The 18,097-nt window shown below is 73.4% G+C and carries 16 protein-coding genes and 1 tRNA gene; 9 read left to right on the top strand and 8 right to left on the bottom strand.

The features are described 5' to 3' along the window. The 3 genes from kdpF to ACFU9E_RS04915 form a co-directional block, all read right to left on the bottom strand. Window positions 1-90, bottom strand: coding sequence for a K(+)-transporting ATPase subunit F (gene kdpF, locus ACFU9E_RS04925; RefSeq protein ID WP_380688612.1), 90 nt, complete (start codon window positions 88-90; stop codon window positions 1-3). A 343-nt stretch (window positions 91-433) separates the two neighbouring features. Then, entirely contained in the window at window positions 434-2,437 is a 2,004-nt protein-coding gene (locus ACFU9E_RS04920; protein ID WP_380682244.1) for an APC family permease, read from the bottom strand. A 405-nt stretch (window positions 2,438-2,842) separates the two neighbouring features. Further along, window positions 2,843-4,687 carry an APC family permease gene (locus ACFU9E_RS04915; RefSeq protein WP_380682242.1) on the bottom strand — a complete coding sequence of 615 codons (1,845 nt, stop codon included), beginning with the start codon at window positions 4,685-4,687 and terminating at the stop codon, window positions 2,843-2,845. A 313-nt stretch (window positions 4,688-5,000) separates the two neighbouring features. On the opposite strand from ACFU9E_RS04915, the gene ACFU9E_RS04910 reads away from it, so the two are divergent. Then, window positions 5,001-5,696 carry an HAD family hydrolase gene (locus tag ACFU9E_RS04910; RefSeq protein WP_380682241.1) on the top strand — a complete coding sequence of 232 codons (696 nt, stop codon included), beginning with the start codon at window positions 5,001-5,003 and terminating at the stop codon, window positions 5,694-5,696. 66 nt (window positions 5,697-5,762) lie between these two features. Here ACFU9E_RS04910 and ACFU9E_RS04905 read toward each other — a convergent pair. After that, window positions 5,763-5,843 (bottom strand) — tRNA-Tyr (locus ACFU9E_RS04905). Between the two features lie 217 nt (window positions 5,844-6,060). Between ACFU9E_RS04905 and ACFU9E_RS04900 the strand changes: the two genes are divergently transcribed. Next, window positions 6,061-6,549: a YajQ family cyclic di-GMP-binding protein gene (locus tag ACFU9E_RS04900; RefSeq protein ID WP_380682240.1), complete on the top strand. Its 489-nt coding sequence runs from the start codon at window positions 6,061-6,063 to the stop codon at window positions 6,547-6,549. Window positions 6,550-6,632: 83 nt separating this feature from the next. On the opposite strand, the gene ACFU9E_RS04895 is transcribed toward ACFU9E_RS04900, so the two are convergent. After that, window positions 6,633-7,130 (bottom strand): hypothetical protein, encoded by a 498-nt coding sequence (locus ACFU9E_RS04895; RefSeq protein ID WP_380682239.1) that lies wholly within the window; start codon window positions 7,128-7,130, stop codon window positions 6,633-6,635. A 41-nt stretch (window positions 7,131-7,171) separates the two neighbouring features. Beyond that, window positions 7,172-7,852, bottom strand: coding sequence for an ArsR/SmtB family transcription factor (locus ACFU9E_RS04890; RefSeq protein ID WP_380682238.1), 681 nt, complete (start codon window positions 7,850-7,852; stop codon window positions 7,172-7,174). Between the two features lie 187 nt (window positions 7,853-8,039). On the opposite strand from ACFU9E_RS04890, the gene ACFU9E_RS04885 reads away from it, so the two are divergent. The 7 genes from ACFU9E_RS04885 to mug all read left to right on the top strand — a co-directional run bounded on the left by ACFU9E_RS04885 (window position 8,040) and on the right by mug (window position 16,036). Next, the gene (locus tag ACFU9E_RS04885) at window positions 8,040-9,362 is read left to right on the top strand and encodes an MFS transporter (RefSeq protein ID WP_380682237.1); all 1,323 of its coding nucleotides are present in this window, start codon (window positions 8,040-8,042) and stop codon (window positions 9,360-9,362) included. A 348-nt stretch (window positions 9,363-9,710) separates the two neighbouring features. Beyond that, window positions 9,711-11,174: an APC family permease gene (locus tag ACFU9E_RS04880; protein ID WP_380682236.1), complete on the top strand. Its 1,464-nt coding sequence runs from the start codon at window positions 9,711-9,713 to the stop codon at window positions 11,172-11,174. After that, the gene (locus ACFU9E_RS04875; protein ID WP_380682235.1) at window positions 11,171-11,608 is read left to right on the top strand and encodes a hypothetical protein; all 438 of its coding nucleotides are present in this window, start codon (window positions 11,171-11,173) and stop codon (window positions 11,606-11,608) included. Before ACFU9E_RS04880 ends, ACFU9E_RS04875 begins: the two co-directional genes overlap by 4 nt. Before the next feature lie 28 nt (window positions 11,609-11,636). Then, on the top strand, window positions 11,637-12,989 hold the full coding sequence (locus ACFU9E_RS04870) for a dipeptidase (protein ID WP_380682234.1): 1,353 nt from the start codon (window positions 11,637-11,639) through the stop codon (window positions 12,987-12,989). A 125-nt stretch (window positions 12,990-13,114) separates the two neighbouring features. Further along, window positions 13,115-14,233, top strand: coding sequence for an aminopeptidase P family protein (locus ACFU9E_RS04865; RefSeq protein ID WP_380682233.1), 1,119 nt, complete (start codon window positions 13,115-13,117; stop codon window positions 14,231-14,233). Window positions 14,234-14,357: 124 nt separating this feature from the next. Further along, window positions 14,358-15,473, top strand: coding sequence for a phosphatase PAP2 family protein (locus ACFU9E_RS04860; protein ID WP_380682232.1), 1,116 nt, complete (start codon window positions 14,358-14,360; stop codon window positions 15,471-15,473). Then, window positions 15,470-16,036, top strand: coding sequence for a G/U mismatch-specific DNA glycosylase (gene mug / locus ACFU9E_RS04855; protein WP_380682231.1), 567 nt, complete (start codon window positions 15,470-15,472; stop codon window positions 16,034-16,036). Before ACFU9E_RS04860 ends, mug begins: the two co-directional genes overlap by 4 nt. On the opposite strand, the gene ACFU9E_RS04850 is transcribed toward mug, so the two are convergent. Both ACFU9E_RS04850 and ACFU9E_RS04845 read right to left on the bottom strand, forming a co-directional pair. Next, a complete protein-coding gene (locus ACFU9E_RS04850) occupies window positions 16,033-16,665 on the bottom strand; it encodes a response regulator (RefSeq protein WP_380682243.1) in 633 nt (210 codons plus the stop codon). The two genes, mug and ACFU9E_RS04850, sit on opposite strands and share 4 nt — an antisense overlap. Window positions 16,666-16,739: 74 nt before the next feature. Beyond that, window positions 16,740-18,026, bottom strand: a complete 1,287-nt coding sequence (locus tag ACFU9E_RS04845; RefSeq protein WP_380682230.1) for a sensor histidine kinase — start codon at window positions 18,024-18,026, stop codon at window positions 16,740-16,742. Window positions 18,027-18,097: the final 71 nt, after the last annotated feature.

Below are 18,097 nucleotides of genomic sequence, written 5' to 3'. Positions count from 1 at the left end.
TCAGAACTTCTCCGGGTAGATCAGCGCCAGGACGAGATAGCCGACGAGCGCGACGGCCACGATGAGACCCACGACGTTCTCCGCGCTCACAGCTTCTCCACCCCCCGCGCGATCAGGGCGATGACGCCGAACACGGCGAGCGTGACGGCGACGTAGATGAGATCGGACATGGCTCCACCACGGTGGCTCGGAGGTGGCCGCTGCCCGCGTCCGGGGCGAACCACGGACCTGCGGGGCACGGCGCCGGCGGCGGGCCGGCCATGCCAGCCAACCGCGCTCACGGAGCGTCAACGGATCTCTTGACGCCCTCCATACGGCGCCCGTTCGATTGTTGACGGGCTCCATACGGCGGCTTGTCCCGACCGTGACCGGGTACGCGAAGGCCCCGGACGGCGGGTGCCGTCCGGGGCCCTGCTCCTCCCCCGCGCGGTGGCTACGCGCGCTCGGGCGACCTCTCGCGCTCCGGCTCCCCGTGCTCCGGGCGGGACGCCGGCTCGCCGCGCCGGACCGCGCCGGGGGCGCGCCGCGAGGGCCGGTTCGCCCGGCTGGAGGAGGTCAGCTGCCACGGCACGCTGATCACCATCACCCCCGGTGTGAACAGCAGCCGGCTCTTCAGCCAGAGCGCCGACTGGTTGTGCAGCAGGTGCTCCCACCAGCGGCCGACCACGTACTCGGGGATGAACACCGCCACCGCGTCCTGCGGGCTGCTGCGCCGCCGGTCCCGCACGTACTGCACCACCGGCTTGGTGATCTCCCGGTACGGCGAGTCCAGCACCTTCAGCGGCACCTGGACGTCCAGCTCCCGCCACCGGCGCTCCAGCTCCCCGGTGGCGTCCTGCTCCACCGCGACGGTGAGCGCCTCCAGCGAGTCCGGCGCGAACGCCTGCGCGTAACCGAGCGCCCGCAGGGTCGGCTTGTGCACCTGGGAGACCAGCACGATGCCGTGCACCTTGGACGGCCGCACCGACGCGGCCCGCACGTCGTCCACCGCCAGCTCCTCGGCGACGCCGTCGTAGTGCCGGCGGATGCCGCGCATCATCAGCCACAGCACCACCGCCGCGACCACCGCCAGCCAGGCGCCCTGGGTGAACTTGGTCAGCAGCACGATGACCAGCACCAGCGCCGTGGTGACCGCGCCGAAGAAGTTGATCGCCCGGGAGCGCTGGGCGGCGCCGCGCACCGACGGGTCGGTCTCCCCGGCCAGGGCCCGGTTCCAGTGCCGCACCATGCCGATCTGCGACAGCGTGAACGAGGTGAAGACGCCCAGGATGTAGAGGTGGATGAGGCTGGTGACGTCCGCGTCGTACAGCCAGAGCAGCCCGCCGGCCACCACCGCGAGCGCGATGATGCCGTTGGAGAAGGCCAGCCGGTCGCCGCGGGTGTGCATCTGGCGGGGCAGGTAGCGGTGCTCGGCCAGGATCGAGGCGAGCAGCGGGAAGCCGTTGAACGCCGTGTTGGCCGCGAGGATCAGCACCAGCGCGGTGACCGCCTGCACGGCGTAGAAGAGGACGCTGTGGTCGCCGCCGAAGATCGCCGCCGCCAGCTGGGCGATCACGGTCTGCTGCGGCGCGCTCGCGCAGTCCCCGGGGAAGCCGGTGAGGTGGCAGGTGTCGTCGGTGATGTGGACCTTGGAGATCAGCGCCAGGGAGGTGATGCCGACGAACATGACCACGGCCGTGGTGCCCATCACGGCCATCGTGGCGGCGGCGTTGCGCGACTTCGGTGCCCGGAACGCCGGCACACCGTTGGAGATCGCCTCCACCCCGGTCAGCGCCGTGCAGCCGGAGGCGAAGGCCCGCAGGCCCAGCATCAGCAGCCCCAGCCCCGCCAGGCTGTCCTTGCCGTCCTCCGGAACGATCCCGTACCCGGCGCTGGACGCCACCGGCGCGTGGCCGAACGCCACCCGGATCAGACCGGTGACCACCATCAGCAGGATCGCGCCGATGAAGAGGTAGGTCGGCGCGGCGAAGGCCTTGCCGGACTCGCGCACGCCGCGCAGGTTCATCGCCATCAGCAGCAGGACGAAGCCGAGCGCCAGCTCCACCCGGTGGTCCGCCAGCGAGGGCAGCGCCGAGATGATGTTGTCCACGCCGGAGGCCACCGAGACGGCGACCGTCATCACGTAGTCGACCAGCAGCGAAGCGGCCACCACCAGGCCCGAGTTGGCGCCCAGGTTGCGGGAGACCACCTCGTAGGAGCCGCCGCCGCTCGGGTAGGCGTGCACGACCTGGCGGTAGGACATCACCACGACCGCCATCAGCGCGACCACGCCGGCCGCGACCCACGGGGTCAGGTAGAGGAAGGCGGTGCCGCCGACGGTGAGCACCAGCAGGATCTCCTGGGTCGCGTAGGCGACCGAGGAGAGCGGGTCGGAGGCGAAGATCGGCAGGGCCAGGCGCTTGGGGAGCAGCGTCTCGCCGAGCTCCTCGCTGCGCATGGCCTTGCCGATCACGAGGCGCTTGAGCGCCTGGGGCACGTTGAACACATCGGCGAGCGTAAGCGCGTGCGACAGGCGCGCAATGGGCCGTTCCGGCGTGCCGACGGCGTCCGGCGGGACGGACGGGCGGGATGTTTCCGCTGGTCGAAGCCGCTATGGACGGGCTTTCCCGGCGGGTCGGGGGCGTTTCGAGGGCGCCGAGGAGGGCCGTTAAGACATCGTCAAGATATGACGATCGCTCCATTTATATGGGGCATATCGGCGCAATTCCATCAGGGGGGGCTGTTCGCATTCGTGCGCCGTTCACCTCCGCGCACCGCCCGCCTCCCCGGGCCGTTCACCTCCCCGCACCGCTCGCCTCCCCGGGCCGTTCACCTCCCCGGGCCGTTCACCTCCCCGGGCCGTTCACATCCGCAGCCGGAGCCGGCAGACCACTGCGTCGGTGTGCCGGCGCAGCGCCCGGTCGATCACCGCGCCGCGGCGGTTCTGCAGCGCCCGCTGCCAGGGGCGGACCGGCTCGACCTCGGGGATGAGGACGGTGAGGCGGTCGTAGACGTGTTCGGCGGCGAGGTCGTTGACGAAGGCGGCGATCGGCTGCCCCAGGCGGCGGTGGCCGTCGGCGATCTCGACCAGCGGAACGCCGGGCCGCCACAGCTCCCAGTCCCGGCGCAGCGCCTCGGCCTCGGCGGGCTCGTGGACGACCGTGACGGCGACGACCTCGTCGCCGAGCGAGAGCGCGGCGGACAGGCCGTCGCGGGTGAGCCGGGTGATGGCGGTGACCGGGACCACGACCAGGCTGCGCTGCGGGGTGAGCGGTCCGGGGACGCGCCCGAGCTCCAGCCGCTCGCCGATCCGGGCGTAGCCGCGGTGCACCGCCTCGAACAGCAGCACCAGCAGCGGCAGGGCCAGGCAGATGCCCCAGGCGCCCTCGGTGAACCTGGTGCCGGTGACGACGAGGGCGGCGGTGCCGGTGAGCAGCGCGCCGAACCCGTTCAGCGCCGCCTTCCACCGCCAGCCGGCCGGCTTCAGCAGGCACCAGTGGCGGACCATGCCGACCTGGCAGACGGTGAAGCCGACGAACACGCCGATCGCGAAGAGCGGGACCAGGCTGTTGACGTCACCGCCCGAGCCGACCAGTAGCAGCGCGGAGACGGCGGCCAGGAAGAGCACGCCGTGCCGGTGCACCTGGCGGTCGGCGCGCAGCGCGAAGACGTGCGGCAGGTGGTTGTCGCGGGCCAGCAGGTGGAGCAGGACCGGCAGGCCGCCGAAGGAGGTGTTGGCGGCCAGCCCGAGCAGGACCACGGTGGCGAACTGCACCAGGTAGAAGGCGGCCCCGTGCCCGAGCGAGGCGTCGGCCAGCTGGGCGAGCACGGTGACGCCCTCGACCGGCTGGAGGTGGAAGCGGCCGATCAGCAGGGCCAGTCCGATCAGCATCACGCCGAGCAGCGCGCCGAGCGCGACCTCGGTGCGCTGCGCGCGCTTCACGCCCGGCACGCGGAAGGACGGGACGGCGTTCGCCACCGCTTCCACGCCGGTCAGCGCCGAGCACCCGGCCGCGAAGGCCTTGAGCAGCAGCAACGCGCCCACCGCCGTCGCGTTGTCGGCCAGCACGGAGGCGTGGCCGTCGGCCGCCGCGGTGCTCACCGGCGCGTCCCGGAACAGGCCGACCACCACGATCGTCAGGATCGACAGCACGAAGACGGCCGTCGGCGCCATGAACCAGCGGGCCGACTCGGCGATCCCGCGCAGGTTCACCGCCGTCACCAGCGCCAGCACGCCCAGGCAGAGCCAGACCCGGTCGTCGTACAGGCCCGGCACCGCGGAGGTGAGCGCCGCCACGCCGGCCGTCACCGAGACCGCCACGTTCAGGATGTAGTCGATCACCAGCGAGGCCGCGGCGGTCAGCGCCGTCCGCCGGCCCAGGTGCGCCTTGGCCACGGCGTACGAGCCGCCGCCGTCCGGGAAGGCCGCGATCACCTGCCGGTAGGAGGCCACCAGCACCACCAGCAGCACCGCGATCGCCGCCGTGACCGGCAGCGTGAACCCCAGGCCGTACGCCCCCGCCGCGGCGAGCACCAGCACCACGGACTCCGGCCCGTACGCCACCGAGGCCATCGCGTCCAGGGAGAGCGCCGCCAGACCGCCGAGCGCGGTCAGCCGGTGCCGGTCCGCCGCGCTCGCGCCGGTATCCGGCGGCTCGGGCTCGGCCGCGGGGGTCGCGGCGGCGGCCGGGGCGAGGGGGCTGGACATCGGACGGAACCTCCGCGGTCGATCGGTTGCTCCGATCCTGCGGGCGGCGGCCGGTCCCACCCCACGGCCCCTACGCGTTCCTGACGCGCCGCCGCCCGCCCTTGACGGGCCTCTGACGGCGGCTGGGCAGGATGGGCGGACCGCTTGTCCCGGCGGGCGCCGGTTGGGAAGACGATCGGCTCCTGGGAAGGACTCCCGGCGGCCGAGCTGAACGGTCCGACCCCACCCTGCCCCACCACTGTGCTGCCTCATCCATGTAATTGCAAGCCATTCGCAATAACCCCCACCCCCCTTCATCCGCTACCCTCCGCACATGCCACCTCACCCTCAGCTCTTTCCTTCCGTCCTGTCCTCCTCACCCCTCCTCCTGATCGACCTGGACCACACCCTGGTCGAACGCGACGGCGGCCCCGAGGCCTGGACCCCCGCCTTCTGCGCCGCCCACGACCTGCCCCCCGAGGCCGCCCCCGTCGTCTACGCCCTCTTCCGCGCCGACCGCTCCCCGTCCGGCTTCGGCCGCATCGGCGCCCGCTACCGCCTCCCCTACTCGGGAGCCACCCTCTGGAAGCAGCACGTCACCCACGAGGCCGCCCGCACCCGCCTGATCCCCGGCGTCCCCGAAGCCCTCGCCGCACTCCGCGCGGCCGGCTGGACCATCGCCGTCGTCACCAACGGCTCCACCGACATCCAGCGCGCCAAACTCGCCCGCACCGGCCTGCTCCCCGCCGTCGACGTCGTCTGCGTCTCCGAGGAGGCCGGCGCCCGCAAACCCGACCCCGGGATCTTCCACCTCGCCGCCGCCCGCCTCGGCCGCACCCTCACCTCCGCCGACTGGATGGTCGGCAACAACCCCGACACCGACCTCGCCGGCGCCCACGCCGCCGGCCTCCGCTCCATCTGGATCACCCCCACCCCGCCCCCGCCCCTCCCCCCGTCCCACCCCACCCCCACCCACACCGCCCCCGACACCCCCACCGCCGCCGCCCTCCTCCTCACCCTCCCCCGATGAGCCCCGAAAACGACGAAAGGCCCCCGACTCACGTCTCCGTGAATCGGGGGCCGTCCATCCATCCTGTGGCTGGTGCAGGGTTCGAACCTGCGTAGCTTGCGCGACAGATTTACAGTCTGCTCCCTTTGGCCGCTCGGGCAACCAGCCAGGATTTTTGCCTCCCGGGGGCTTGCCCCGTTCGACTGGGTAAACCTTACCCGATGCCGGGGGGTGGTTCGCCACCCGGTTCCGTGGGGCGGGATCGACGGGTGTGGCGTGGCTGTCCCGGGCGGGGGCGGGGGTGGGCTGGATAGGCTTGGGGCGGCGGGCGCCCGGTGGGGCGGGCCGCCTCAGTGCAGCCAGAACATCAAGGAGACCAACACCCATGGCCGACTCCAGTTTCGACATCGTCTCGAAGGTCGAGTGGCAGGAGGTCGACAACGCGATCAACCAGACCTCCCGCGAGATCTCCACGCGCTTCGACTTCAAGAACGTCGGCGCCGACATCAAGCGCTCCGGCGAGACGATCGAGATGAAGGCCAACGGCGAGGAGCGCGTCAAGGCCATCCTGGACGTGCTGCAGAGCAAGTTCATCAAGCGCGGTCTGTCGCTGAAGGCGCTGGACGCCAAGGACCCTCAGCTGTCCGGCAAGGAGTACAAGATCTTCGCGGACGTGAAGGAGGGCATCTCCCAGGACGATGCCAAGAAGATCGCGAAGATCATCCGTGACGAGGGCCCCAAGGGCGTGAAGGCCCAGGTCCAGGGCGACGAGCTCCGGGTGAGCTCGAAGAGCCGTGACGACCTGCAGGCCGTCCAGGCACTGCTCAAGGGCAAGGACCTGGACTTCGCGATCCAGTACGTGAACTACCGCTGAGCCGAGCGGCGGCCCCGGCCGGGAGCTCTGGAAAGGGCTTCCGACCGGGGCCGCCGTCGTTCGCGGGGGGCGTTCGCCGGGGGTCAGTCAGGGGTGGCCCAGGCGGCGGTGGTGCGGTGGGCGGCGAGGCCGACGGCGTCGAACTCGTCGCGGTCGGCGGTGCCGGCCGGGAGGTGGACGCCGAGGTGGCGCAGGACGCGGGAGATCGGGCTGCCCTCGGGCGGGAAGGGGCCGGGCTCGCCGCTGGTGAACGGGCCCAGCGCGAGGCGGCCGTCGGCCCAGAGGGCGGCGCGCTGGGTGCCGGTGCCGCCGAAGAAGTCGGCCTCCACGCAGGCGATCGGGCCGGCCTTGGACCAGGCGGCGAGCCGGCGTTCGAGGCCGACGGAGAACCAGTGGAAGCCGGCGGCGCCCGGGTGAGCGGGCTCCTCGTCGCCGAACCGGAGGGCCGCCAGGAACTCGGGGGTGGCCGGGATCAGCGCCAGGCCCTGGGCGAGCGGTCGCGAGCGGGCCGCCGAAACCTCGGCGGCCGCCACCGCGACCAGCTCCGCCGGGCCGATCAGCGCCTGAAGTTCGTATGACATTAAGTCATCGTGAACCATGGCACCGACAGTCCGCCCGACGTTTACGATTCCGTGCCCGGTCGGGTATCAGTCCGAGAGTCGGTCCCCTGCTCGGGGCGGACGCCGTAGAGCAGGGTGAACAGGGTCGCCTCCACCGCGTCCTCGGCGTCGCTCTCCCCCTCGGCGCCCAACTCGTCGAAGATCGCGTCGAGCTGACGACGCAACCGGCGCATCCGCTCGGGGGTGAGCCGGTAGGTGAAGTGCGAGAACATGCCCGGCAGACCGGTCGCGTCAGCCTCCCGCGAGGTGCCGAAGTCGATGCGGTCGGCCACCGCGTGAGCGCGGAAGTCGATGCGGACGCGGTCCATCGCGGCGAGCAGGGCGTCGTAGGCGTCGACCCGGGTCGGCGAGCCGGGCGCGAAGATCTCCGGGGCGACCCGCAGTGACGCCTGCGCCGGGGCGTAGCGGCTCTCCACGATGCCGGAGACCAGCCGGGTGCCGGCGACGCCGATCAGGCCGACCTTCTCCAGCTGCTTGATGTGCCGGTAGAGCTTGGTCTGCGGCTCGTCGAGCGCGGCGGCGATCTCCTTGGCGGTGAGCGGGCCGGAGTCGCCCGCCGCCATCAGGACGTCGAGGATCGCCAGGCGGAGCGGGTCGGCCAGGGCCTTGAGGGTGGCGGCGTCCTCCACCCGGCGCTCCTTCAGGACCGCGGGGGCGGCGACCATCGCTCCGTCGGTGCTCACAGCGCTCACAGCACTTTCGGCGTTCTCGGGGTTCTCGACGTTCTCGACCACGGGCCCACCCTCGCAGATGGCCGTGGACCCGGGCAATCGCGCGTTCACCCTTGCGCAAGCGGTCACATTCCCGTCATCATTCACGCATTCGTGAATGATGACGCCATGGTGAGTGGCGACGAGGGGGAGGCCACCGATGAAGACCGACACCGCGACCCCGCACGCGGCCCCGGACGCGGCGCCGCCCGTCCCGCTGCGGCGCAACTGGCGCTTCCAGGCACTCTGGGCCGGCCAGGCCGGCGCCACCCTCGGCCTGCAGATCGCCGACACCGCGTACCCGCTGCTGCTGCTCGCGCTCACCGGCTCCTCCACACTCGCCGGAGCGTTCGGGGCCGTGCAGATCGGCGCCGCCGTCCTCTTCGGCATCCACGGCGGCGCGGCGGCCGACCGCTACAACCGGCGCCGGCTGCTGATCGTCGGCGACTCCGTCCGACTGGCCGCCTGCGCCAGCGTCCCGCTCGCCATGGCGCTGGACCGGCTGACCGTCGCGCACACCCTGCTGGTGGCCGTGGTGATCGGCGCGACCATCGCGTACACCGGCCCGGTCCGGCTGATCGCGGTGCGCTCGGTGGTGCCGCCCGAGCAGCTGCGGCAGGCACTCGCACAGGACGAGGCGCGGATGAGCGGGGCGGGCCTGGTCGGGCCGCCGCTGGCGGGCGCGCTGTTCGGCCTCGGCCGGAGCGCGCCGTTCATCGGCACGGCGGTCGCCTCGCTGCTCGCGCTCACCGCCGCGCTGGTGGTCAAGTTCCCGGGCGGGCCGGAGTCCGGGACGAAGGGGATGAAGGGGACCACGGGGACGGACGGGGCCACCGGGACGGACGGGACCACCGGCAGCGCCCTGGCCGGCTACCGCTACCTGGCCGGCAACGCCCTGCTGCGCCCGATCCTCGCCGTCGTCCTGCTGATCAACGTCGCGGGCGCCGCGATGCTGCTGCCGGTGATGGTGATCCTGCGCGGCCAGGGCACCTCCAGCGCCGGCATCGGCCTGGCGCTGGCCGGCGAAGCCGTCGGGGCGCTGGCCGGCGCGCTGCTGGTGAGCCGGCTGCACCGGCTGGCCGGACCCGGGGTGCTGCTGCTCGCGGTGTCCTGGCTGACCGTCCCGACGATGCTCGCGCCGCTGCTGCCCGGCGGGCCGGTCACCGTCTTCACGGCGCTGTTCGTGGTGGGCCTGGGGATCCCGACACTGCGGGTGATGATCGACCTGCTGGTGTTCAGCCGGGTCCCGGACGCGCTGCGCGGCCGGGTGATCTCCGCGACGCTGACGCTGTTCACGGTCGGCATGCCGGCCGGGATGGTCGGCAGCGGACTGCTGCTCGACCACTTCTCCCCCGCGACGGCGCTCGGCGCGGTGGCCGCGCTGCTCACGGCGGGCCTGGCCGCGGCGACGGCCGGGCGGTCGCTGCGCCGCTCCGCCTGGCCCGAGCAGACGGCGGCGCCCGTGGGAACACCCACCCCCTGAGCCGACCCGCGGCCGACCCGCCCTCCTGACGCCCGCTCACCCGTGCGGGTGCACGCCGCATGCGGCTCCCGCGCCAACCGGGTGAACTGGCCGGGTACGGCCCAGCGCCGACGGGCCACCCCAGGAGGACGCATGAGTTCCATGGACATACCGTCGTCCGGCCAGGGCAGTCCTGGCGGCTCAGGCCCAGGCACGGGCCCAGGCACGGGCCCAGGCACAGGCCCAGGCACAGGCCCAGGCACAGGCCCAGGCACAGGCCCGGACGGCGGAGGCGGAGGCGGAGGGCCGGAGGCGGCCACCCGGGAACACACCGGCGCGGCGGCCACCCGGCTGGCGAACGCCCCCCGGATGTCCTGGCTGACGCTCGCCTTCATGACCACCGCCTCGGTGGCCAGCCTCCGCTCCGCCCCGACCATGGCGGTCTACGGCCTCGCCTGCGTCTTCCTCTACCTGCTCCCGGCCGTCGTCTTCCTGCTGCCGACCGCGCTGGTCTCCGCGGAGCTGGCGTCCGGTTGGGAGGGCGGCGTCTACCGCTGGGTGTCCGAGGGCCTGTCGAAGCCGCTGGGCTTCCTGGCCGTCTGGTGCCAGTTCGCGATGACGATCTTCTACTACCCGTCCCTGCTCGCCTACGTGGCCTCCACCATCGCCTACGTGGTCAACCCCTCCCTGGCGAACAACGGCCCGTACACCGCGCTGGTGATCATGGTGCTGTACTGGACCGGCGTCTGGGTCTCCTCCCGGGGCACCAAGGCGGTGGCCGGCCTCTCCTCGGCGGGCCTGGTCATCGGCACGCTGATCCCCGGCACGCTGCTGGTCGTGCTCGGCTTCGTCTTCCTCGGCCAGGGCAACGGCTCCGCCGCCCCGATGAACGCCGCGCACCTGTTCCCGGAGTGGGCCGGCCTGGCCAGCCTGGTGCTGATCGTCAACAACTTCCTCAGCTACTCCGGCATGGAGATGAACGCGGTGCACGTCTCCTCGCTGCGCGACCCGGCCCGGGAGTTCCCGCGCTCGATGTTCACCGCCTCCGGGATGGTGCTCGCGATCTTCATCCTGCCCGCGCTGGCGATCAGCTGGGTGGTGCCGTCCAGCGAGCTGAGCCTGACGGCCGGCGTGATGCAGGCCTTCGACGCCTTCTTCCAGTACTTCCACATCGGCTGGCTCACCCCGGTGATCGCGGTGGCCCTGGTCTCCGCCTCGCTCGGCGGCATGCTCACCTGGCTCGCCGGGCCGTCCAAGGGCCTGCTGATGATCTCCCGCCAGGAGGGCTACCTCCCGCCGTTCCTGCAGCACCTCAACAAGGAGGGCGTCCAGCAGAACCTGCTGGTCACCCAGGGCGTGATCACCACGGTCATCGCCCTCGCCTACGCCCTGATCCCCAACGTCTCCAGCGCCTACTGGATCTTCTCGGTGATCACCACGCAGGTGTACCTGATCGTCTACCTGCTGATGTTCGCCGCCGCGATCCGCTTGCGCCGCACCCGGCCCGACCACCCGCGCGGCTACCGGGCACCCGCGCTGGTGCCGATCTCGGTGACCGGTCTGGTGGCCTCGGCGGCGGCGATGGCGATCGGGTTCGTGCCCTCCTCGCAGTTCGGCAGCGGCTCGGCCTGGTCGTACGTGGCGATCGTCGGCGGCGGCCTGGTGATCCTGGGGCTGCTGATCCCGTACCTGTTCCTGCGGCTGCGCAAGCCGGAGTGGCGCTCACCCGACGCACGGGCCGAGCTCGCCGCGCAGGAGGCCGCCGAGCTGCACCGCGCCGAGGGCCCGGCCGAGGGTCCGGCCGAGGGTCCGGCCGAGGGCGGTGCGTCATGACCCGCAACCTGATGGCCTCCCGGCACCGCTGGATCTACCTCGGCGCGATCGTCCTGCTGGTCGGCATGCTGATCACCGGTCTGCTCACCTACACCCAGCTGCACGACACCAACGAGGCCAACCGCAAGGCCAAGCAGCTCTCCGAGGCGCTGACCGCCGCCGGCTACCCGGTGCCCTCGCAGAACCAGATCGTGCACACCCTGGGCGAGGACGGCGGCGCGGTCTGCGCCGATCCGGCCGGCGCGCTGCAGCAGGCGCAGTGGAAGTACGGCATGTCCACCGGGGCGGACGGACCCGGCCAGCGCCCGGTGCTCTCCGACCGCGAGGTGATCCTCGCGGAGACGATCGTGCTCTCGGTGTACTGCCCGGAGAAACTCGCCGCCGTCAAGGACAAGATCGACCAGCTCAAGCTCGAGGACACCGTCCGCAACTGACGCCGACCCGGGAAGGGAGCCCCACCCCATGACCGACGAACTCGCCCGCCGGATCGCCGCCCTGATGCCGCGCGCCAGGGCCGACCTGGCCGAGCTGGTCGCCATCCCCTCCGTCGCCGACCCGCGCCAGTACCCGCCGGAGGAGTGCCGCCGGGCCGCCGAGTGGGTCGCCGCCGCCTTCGCCGACACCGGACTGCGCGACGTCCACCTGGAGGAGACCCCGGACGGCAGCCACGCCGTGGTCGGCCACCGCCCGCCCCCGCCCGGCGCGCCGACCGTCCTGCTCTACGCCCACTACGACGTTCAGCCCCCGCTCGACGACAACGCCTGGACCTCTCCGCCGTTCGAGCTCACCGAGCGCGACGGCCGCTGGTACGGGCGCGGCGCCGCCGACTGCAAGGGCAACATCGTCATGCACCTCACCGCGCTGCGGGCGCTCGGCGAGGACCTGCCGGTCGGCCTCAAGCTGGTCGTCGAGGGCTCGGAGGAACAGGGCACCGGCGGCCTGGAGGCCTATGTGCCGCCGCACGCCGGCGAGCTGCACGCGGACGCGCTGCTGGTCTGCGACACCGGCAACGCGGCGGTCGGCGTCCCCACCGCCACCACCTCGCTGCGCGGCGTCACCAACGTCGTGGTCACCGTCTCCGCGCTCAAGGGCGACATGCACTCCGGCATGTTCGGCGGCCCCGCCCCGGACGCGCTGGCCGCGCTGATCCGGGCCCTCGACGCGCTGCGCGACGCCGACGGCGGCACCCGGATCGACGGCCTGGACAACGACGGCACCTGGAGCGGCGTCGGCTACGACGAGCAGCAGTTCCGCGCCGACGCGGGCGTCCTGGACGGCGTCCGGCTGACCGGCTCCGGCACCGTCGCCGACCGGCTCTGGGCCCGGCCCGCCGTCACCGTGCTCGGCATCGACTGCCCGCCGGTGATCGGCTCCGCCGCCGCCGTCCCGGCCACCGCCCGGGCCCGGGTCTCGCTGCGCGTCCCGCCCGGCACCGACGCGCGCACCGCCCAGGCCGCGCTCACCGCCCACCTGAAGGCCGCCGCGCCGTGGGGCGTGCGCGTCGAGGTGACGCCGGAGAGCGTCGGCTCGCCGTTCCGCGCGGCCACCGGAGGGCCGGCCTACGCGGCGCTCGACAAGGCCGCACAGGAGGTCTACGGCCGGCCGCTGTCCTTCCTCGGCCAGGGCGGATCGATCCCGCTCTGCAACGTGTTCGCCGCGACCTTCCCCGAGTCCGAGATCATCCTGATGGGCGTCGAGGAGCCGCGCTGCCTCATCCACGCGCCCAACGAGAGCGTGGACCCCGGCGAGATCGAGCAGATGGCCCACGTCGAGGCGCTGTTCCTCCGGCACTACGCCAACTCGCGCCATCCGTGATGCAGTTGACGCGCACCCGGCCAACGCCTCCGCCACCGCCACCGCCGCCATTGCCTCCGCCACCGCCACCGCCTCCGCCACCGCCATTGCCTCCGCCGAGCTCCCGCGCACCAGGAGACCCCGACATGCCCCGACCGTTCACCACCGAGGACTACCGCGCCCGCCTGGAGCGGGCCACCGCCGCCGCCACGGACGCCGGACTGTCCGGCCTGGTCGTCGCCCCCGGCCCCGACCTCGTCCACCTGACCGGCTACCAGCCCACCGCGATCACCGAACGGCTCACCGCCCTCGTCCTCACCGCCGGACGCGAGCCCGCGCTGATCGTCCCCGTCCTGGAACGCCCCGACGCCGAGAAGGCCGTCGGCGCCCCCGCCGTCCGGCTGGTCGACTGGACCGACGGCCAGGACCCGTACGCAGCGGCCGTCCCGCTGATCGACGGCTCCGGCCGCTACGGCATCTCCGACAGCGCCTGGGCGATGCACCTGCTCGGCCTCCAGTCCGCCCTGCCGGGCATCGGCTGGACCTCGCTCACCGCGACCCTGCCGATGCTGCGCGCGGTCAAGGGACCGGACGAGCTGGAGCGCCTCGCCGCGGCCGGCGGCGCCGCCGACGCCGCCTACCGGGGCATCCTGGAGGTCTCCTTCGCCGGACGCCGGGAGACCGACGTCGCCGCCGACCTCGCCGCCCTGCTCATCCAGTACGGCCACAGCCAGGTCGACTTCACCGTGGTCGGCTCCGGTCCCAACGGCGCCAACCCGCACCACGAGGCCGGCGACCGGGTCATCGAGCCCGGCGACACCGTCGTGCTCGACTTCGGCGGCCTCAAGGACGGCTACGGCTCGGACACCACCCGCACCGTCCACGTCGGCACCGACGTCCCGGCCGAGGTGCAGAAGGTCCACGACATCGTCCGGCAGGCCCAGCAGACCGCGTTCGAGGCCGTCCGGCCCGGGGTGAGCTGCCAGGAGATCGACCGGATCGCCCGACGGGTCATCACCGAGGCCGGGTACGGCGCGTACTTCATCCACCGCACCGGCCACGGCATCGGCATCACCACGCACGAGCCGCCGTACCTGGTCGAGGGCGAGGAGCGGCCGCTGGTGCCGGGCATGTGCTTCTCGATCGAGCCGGGCATCTACCTGCCGGGCCGCTTCGGGGTGCGGATCGAGGACATCGTGACCGTCACCGAGCAGGGCGGACGGCGGTTCAACAACACCCCGCACGAGCTGGGCATCGTGTCCTGAGTCACCCTCCGCACCGCCCCGGCCCGTGTTCGCTGCGCCGGCCGGGGCAATTCTGAGCCCTTCCTGAACGGACCGCCGTCCACACCGAGAGTTCTCCAAGAATGCCTTGCTAGCTTCGACCGGCATGACCAGAATGCTCCGCCCGGCGCCGCCCACCCCGCCCGCGAGCGCCGGGCGGCTGCGTCCGGCGACCGGCTCCCGGACCGGCGCGCGCACCGGCGCCCTGGCCCGGCTCCGGCTGCTGGCGTGGCCGCTCTACCTCGCCGCCCTGCTGTGGTACCTGCGCACCTACGGTCTGCCGTACACCAATGACCTGGTCTTCCTGTGGCTGATGGGCGCCCTGGTGGCCGCCGGTGTGCACAGCGGGCACGGCCTGCGCGGCTTCCTGCTGGTGCTGCGCGACTGGGTGCCGGTGATGGCCGTCGTCTGGACGTACTCGCTGCTGCGCGGCTACGGCGCGCACACCCCCTGGGGCCCGTACCTGTGGCCGCAGCAGCGCGCCGACGAGATCATCGGCTTCGGCGAGACGCTGACCGTCCGGCTCCAGCACGGGCTCTACACGCCCGGCTCGCCGCAGTGGTGGGACTACGCGGCGGTCACCGTCTACATGTCGCACTTCTTCGCGGTCTTCATGATCCTCGCGGTGCTGTGGCGCCGCCGGCACGACCGGTTCCGGCACCTGCTCACCTGCTACCTGGTGCTGACCTTCGCCGGCTTCGCGACGTACATCCTCTACCCGGCGGTGCCGCCGTGGCTGTCCTCCCAGGAGGGCCACCTGCCGGAACTGACCCGGGTCGTCTCGGACGTGCTCACCGAGAGCGGGCTGCCGCGGGCCGCTTCGGTGTTCGAGAACGGCAGCCAGTTCGCCAACGACGTCGCCGCGATGCCCTCGCTGCACTCGGCGTACCCGGCGATGCTGCTGTTCTTCTTCTGGCCGACGGCCTCGCGGTGGGTGCGGGTGCTGCTGGTCGCGTACCCGCTGGCGATGACCTTCGCGCTGGTGTACGGCGCGGAGCACTTCCTGGTGGACGTCTTCGTCGGCTGGGCGTACGCGGCGGCGGCGGTGTACGGCGTGCGGTGGCTGCGGGAGCGGCGGCGGACCAGGTCGCTGGCGGCGAGCCCGGCGGCGGTGGCCGTGCCGACGGCCGCCCCGGTGGTCGCCGGGGCCCCGGCGGCCGCGGCCCCGGAGGCGGGGGTGACCGCGGGGGCGACGGCGTCCGGCGGCACACTGGACCGGTGACCGAGAAGCCGACCACGGCACCCAGGCCGACCGCCGAGCAGTTGCTCGCCGCCCGCGACACCACGATCGAGGACGTCACCGCCCCCGGTCTGCGCGTCCTGTTCTGCGGCATCAACCCCGGGCTCTGGTCCGGGGCCACCGGCCATCACTTCGCGCGCCCGGGCAACCGGTTCTGGCCCGCCCTGCACCGCTCCGGCTTCACGCCCCGCCAGTTCCGCCCGGACGAGCAGCGGCAACTGCTGGACCTCGGCCTCGGCATCACCAACGTCGCCCCGCGCGCCACGGCCAAGGCCGACGAGCTGACCGCCGACGAGCTGCGCGCGGGCGGCGCCGCCCTCACCGAACGGGTGCTGCGGCTGCGCCCCCGGGTGCTGGCGGTGCTCGGCATCGGCGCCTACCGCACGGCCTTCGGCCGGCGCACGGCGTCGACCGGGCGCCAGGAGCAGACCGTCGGGGACACCGAGGTCTGGGTGCTGCCCAACCCCAGCGGCCTCAACGCCCACTACACCCTTGACGCGCTGGCGGCGGAGTTCGCCGGGCTCCGCGCGGCGGTCGGCGACTAAGCACGGAGGAACTCCAGCACCGCCAGCACCCGGCGGTGCGTCTGCTCGGCCGGGGGCAGGTCCAGCTTCATCAGGATGTTGCCGATGTGCTTGCCCACCGCCGCCTCCGACACCACCAGCTCCCGGCAGATCGCCGCGTTCGACCGGCCCTCGGCCATCAGCGCCAGCACCTCGCGCTCGCGCGGGGTCAGCCGCTCCAGCGGGTCCCGGCGGCGGCGCAGCAACTGGCGGACCACCTCCGGGTCGACCACCGTCCCGCCGGCCGCCACCTCGGCGACCGCCGCCGTGAACTCCTCGATCTGGCCGATCCGGTCCTTCAGCAGGTAGCCGACGCCGGAGCCGTCCCCGGAGTCCAGCAGCTCCGCCGCGTACGAGCGCTGCACGTACTGGCTGAGTACGAGGACCGGCAGGCCCGGGCGCCGCTCGCGCAGGGCGACGGCCGTGCGCAGCCCCTCGTCGGTCTGGCCCGGCGGCATCCGGACGTCGGTGACGACGAGGTCCGGCTCGTGCTCCTCGGCCGCCGCCCGCAGTGCCCCGGCGTCGCCGACGGCGGCCACCACCCGGTGCCCGAACCGGGCCAGCAGGCCGACCAGCCCCTCGCGGAGCAGCACGCCGTCCTCGGCGAGCACGATCCTCAGGTTCGCCGGGGCGGTCCGCGGGTCCGTCGGGGCGGCCTGCTGGTCCGCCGGGGCGGTCCACGGGTTCATCGGGGGGCTCCTCCGCCGGCCGGGGCGCAGGGGATCTCCACCCGCACCAGGGTCGGTCCGCCGGGCGGACTGCTGACCGTCAGTGTGCCGTCCACGACCGCGACCCGGTCGGCCAGCCCGGTCAGCCCGGTGCCGCGCCCCGGGTCGGCGCCGCCGCGGCCGTCGTCGGTCACCTCGATCGTCAACCGCCCGTCCGCGTACCGGCCTTCGACGCTCGCCGCGCTCGCGCCGCTGTGCTTGGCGACATTCGCGAGGGCCTCGGTGACGGCGAAGTAGCCGGCCGACTCGACCGGTGCCGGGAGCCGGGCGGGCAGCGCGAAGCGGGTGGCGACCGGGACCGGCGAGCGGTCGGCGGCGTCCGCGCAGGCCTCCGGCAGGCCGCGGTCGGTGAGCACCTGGGGGTGGATGCCGTTGATCAACTCCCGCAGCCCGGCCAGCACGTCGCCCGCCTCGCGGTGCGCTTCGGCGAGCCGGGCGGCCAGCGGCCCGTCCGGCGGCACGTCCAGCCGGGCCAGACCGAGCGTCATCCGCAGGGCGACCAGGCGCTGTTGGGCGCCGTCGTGCAGATCGCGCTCGATCCGGCGCCGCTCCGCCTCGAAGGCGTCCACCAACCGGGCCCGGGAGCGCACGAGTTCACCGATCCGCCGCTCCTGCCGGTCCGGCCCGAGCAGCAGCCGGACCAGTCCCGCCCGGGCGGCCGCCACCAGCGCCGGCGGGTAGCCGGCCAGCGGCAGCAGGACGAGGCCGGCCAGCCCGCACAGGGCCGCCGTCCACGGCGAGTGGACCTCCCAGAGCTTGAGGACGTTGACCTGCTCGCCGTCCAGCAGGAGCAGCGGGAGGGCGGCCAGCAGGTAACCGGGGACGGCCAGCGCGCAGCCGGCCACGGCCAGGTCGACCGGCCAGAGCACGAACGCGGCGAGCGCGGTGAAGCCCAGCTCCCGCCAGGTCACCCGCTCGCGGTAGCGCAGCCGCAGCCAGGCGGCGAGGCCGGGGCGGTCGGGGACGCGGTGCGGGTCCGGCACCCGTCCGCCGTCCAGGAACCGGGCCAGCCGCCGCTCCCAGGCCGCGACCGGCAGTCCGACCAGGGCGAGCGCGGCCAGCAGCGGCAGCCCGACCAGCAGCATCGCGAGCGCCCCGCCGGCTGCCACCGACAGCAGCAGCCCGGCACAGAGCACCAGCCCGGTCAGCCCGGTCACCAGCAGGTACCCGGCCGCCCGCCACGGGGCCGCCGAGCGCAGGAACCCCGGCCGCAGCACCGGACCCCACCAGCCGCCGTCGTCCATCGCGCCCCTCCCCCGTCCCGGCCAGCCTAGGGTCGCGGCGGCGGCCCGGCGGTAGGGCCTGCCCTACCTTC

The organism is Kitasatospora sp. NPDC057595, from assembly GCF_042800875.1.
Classification (GTDB): domain Bacteria; phylum Actinomycetota; class Actinomycetes; order Streptomycetales; family Streptomycetaceae; genus Kitasatospora.
The sequence above is the reverse complement of the archived record's forward strand: the minus strand, read 5'-3'. Positions and strand labels throughout refer to the sequence as shown.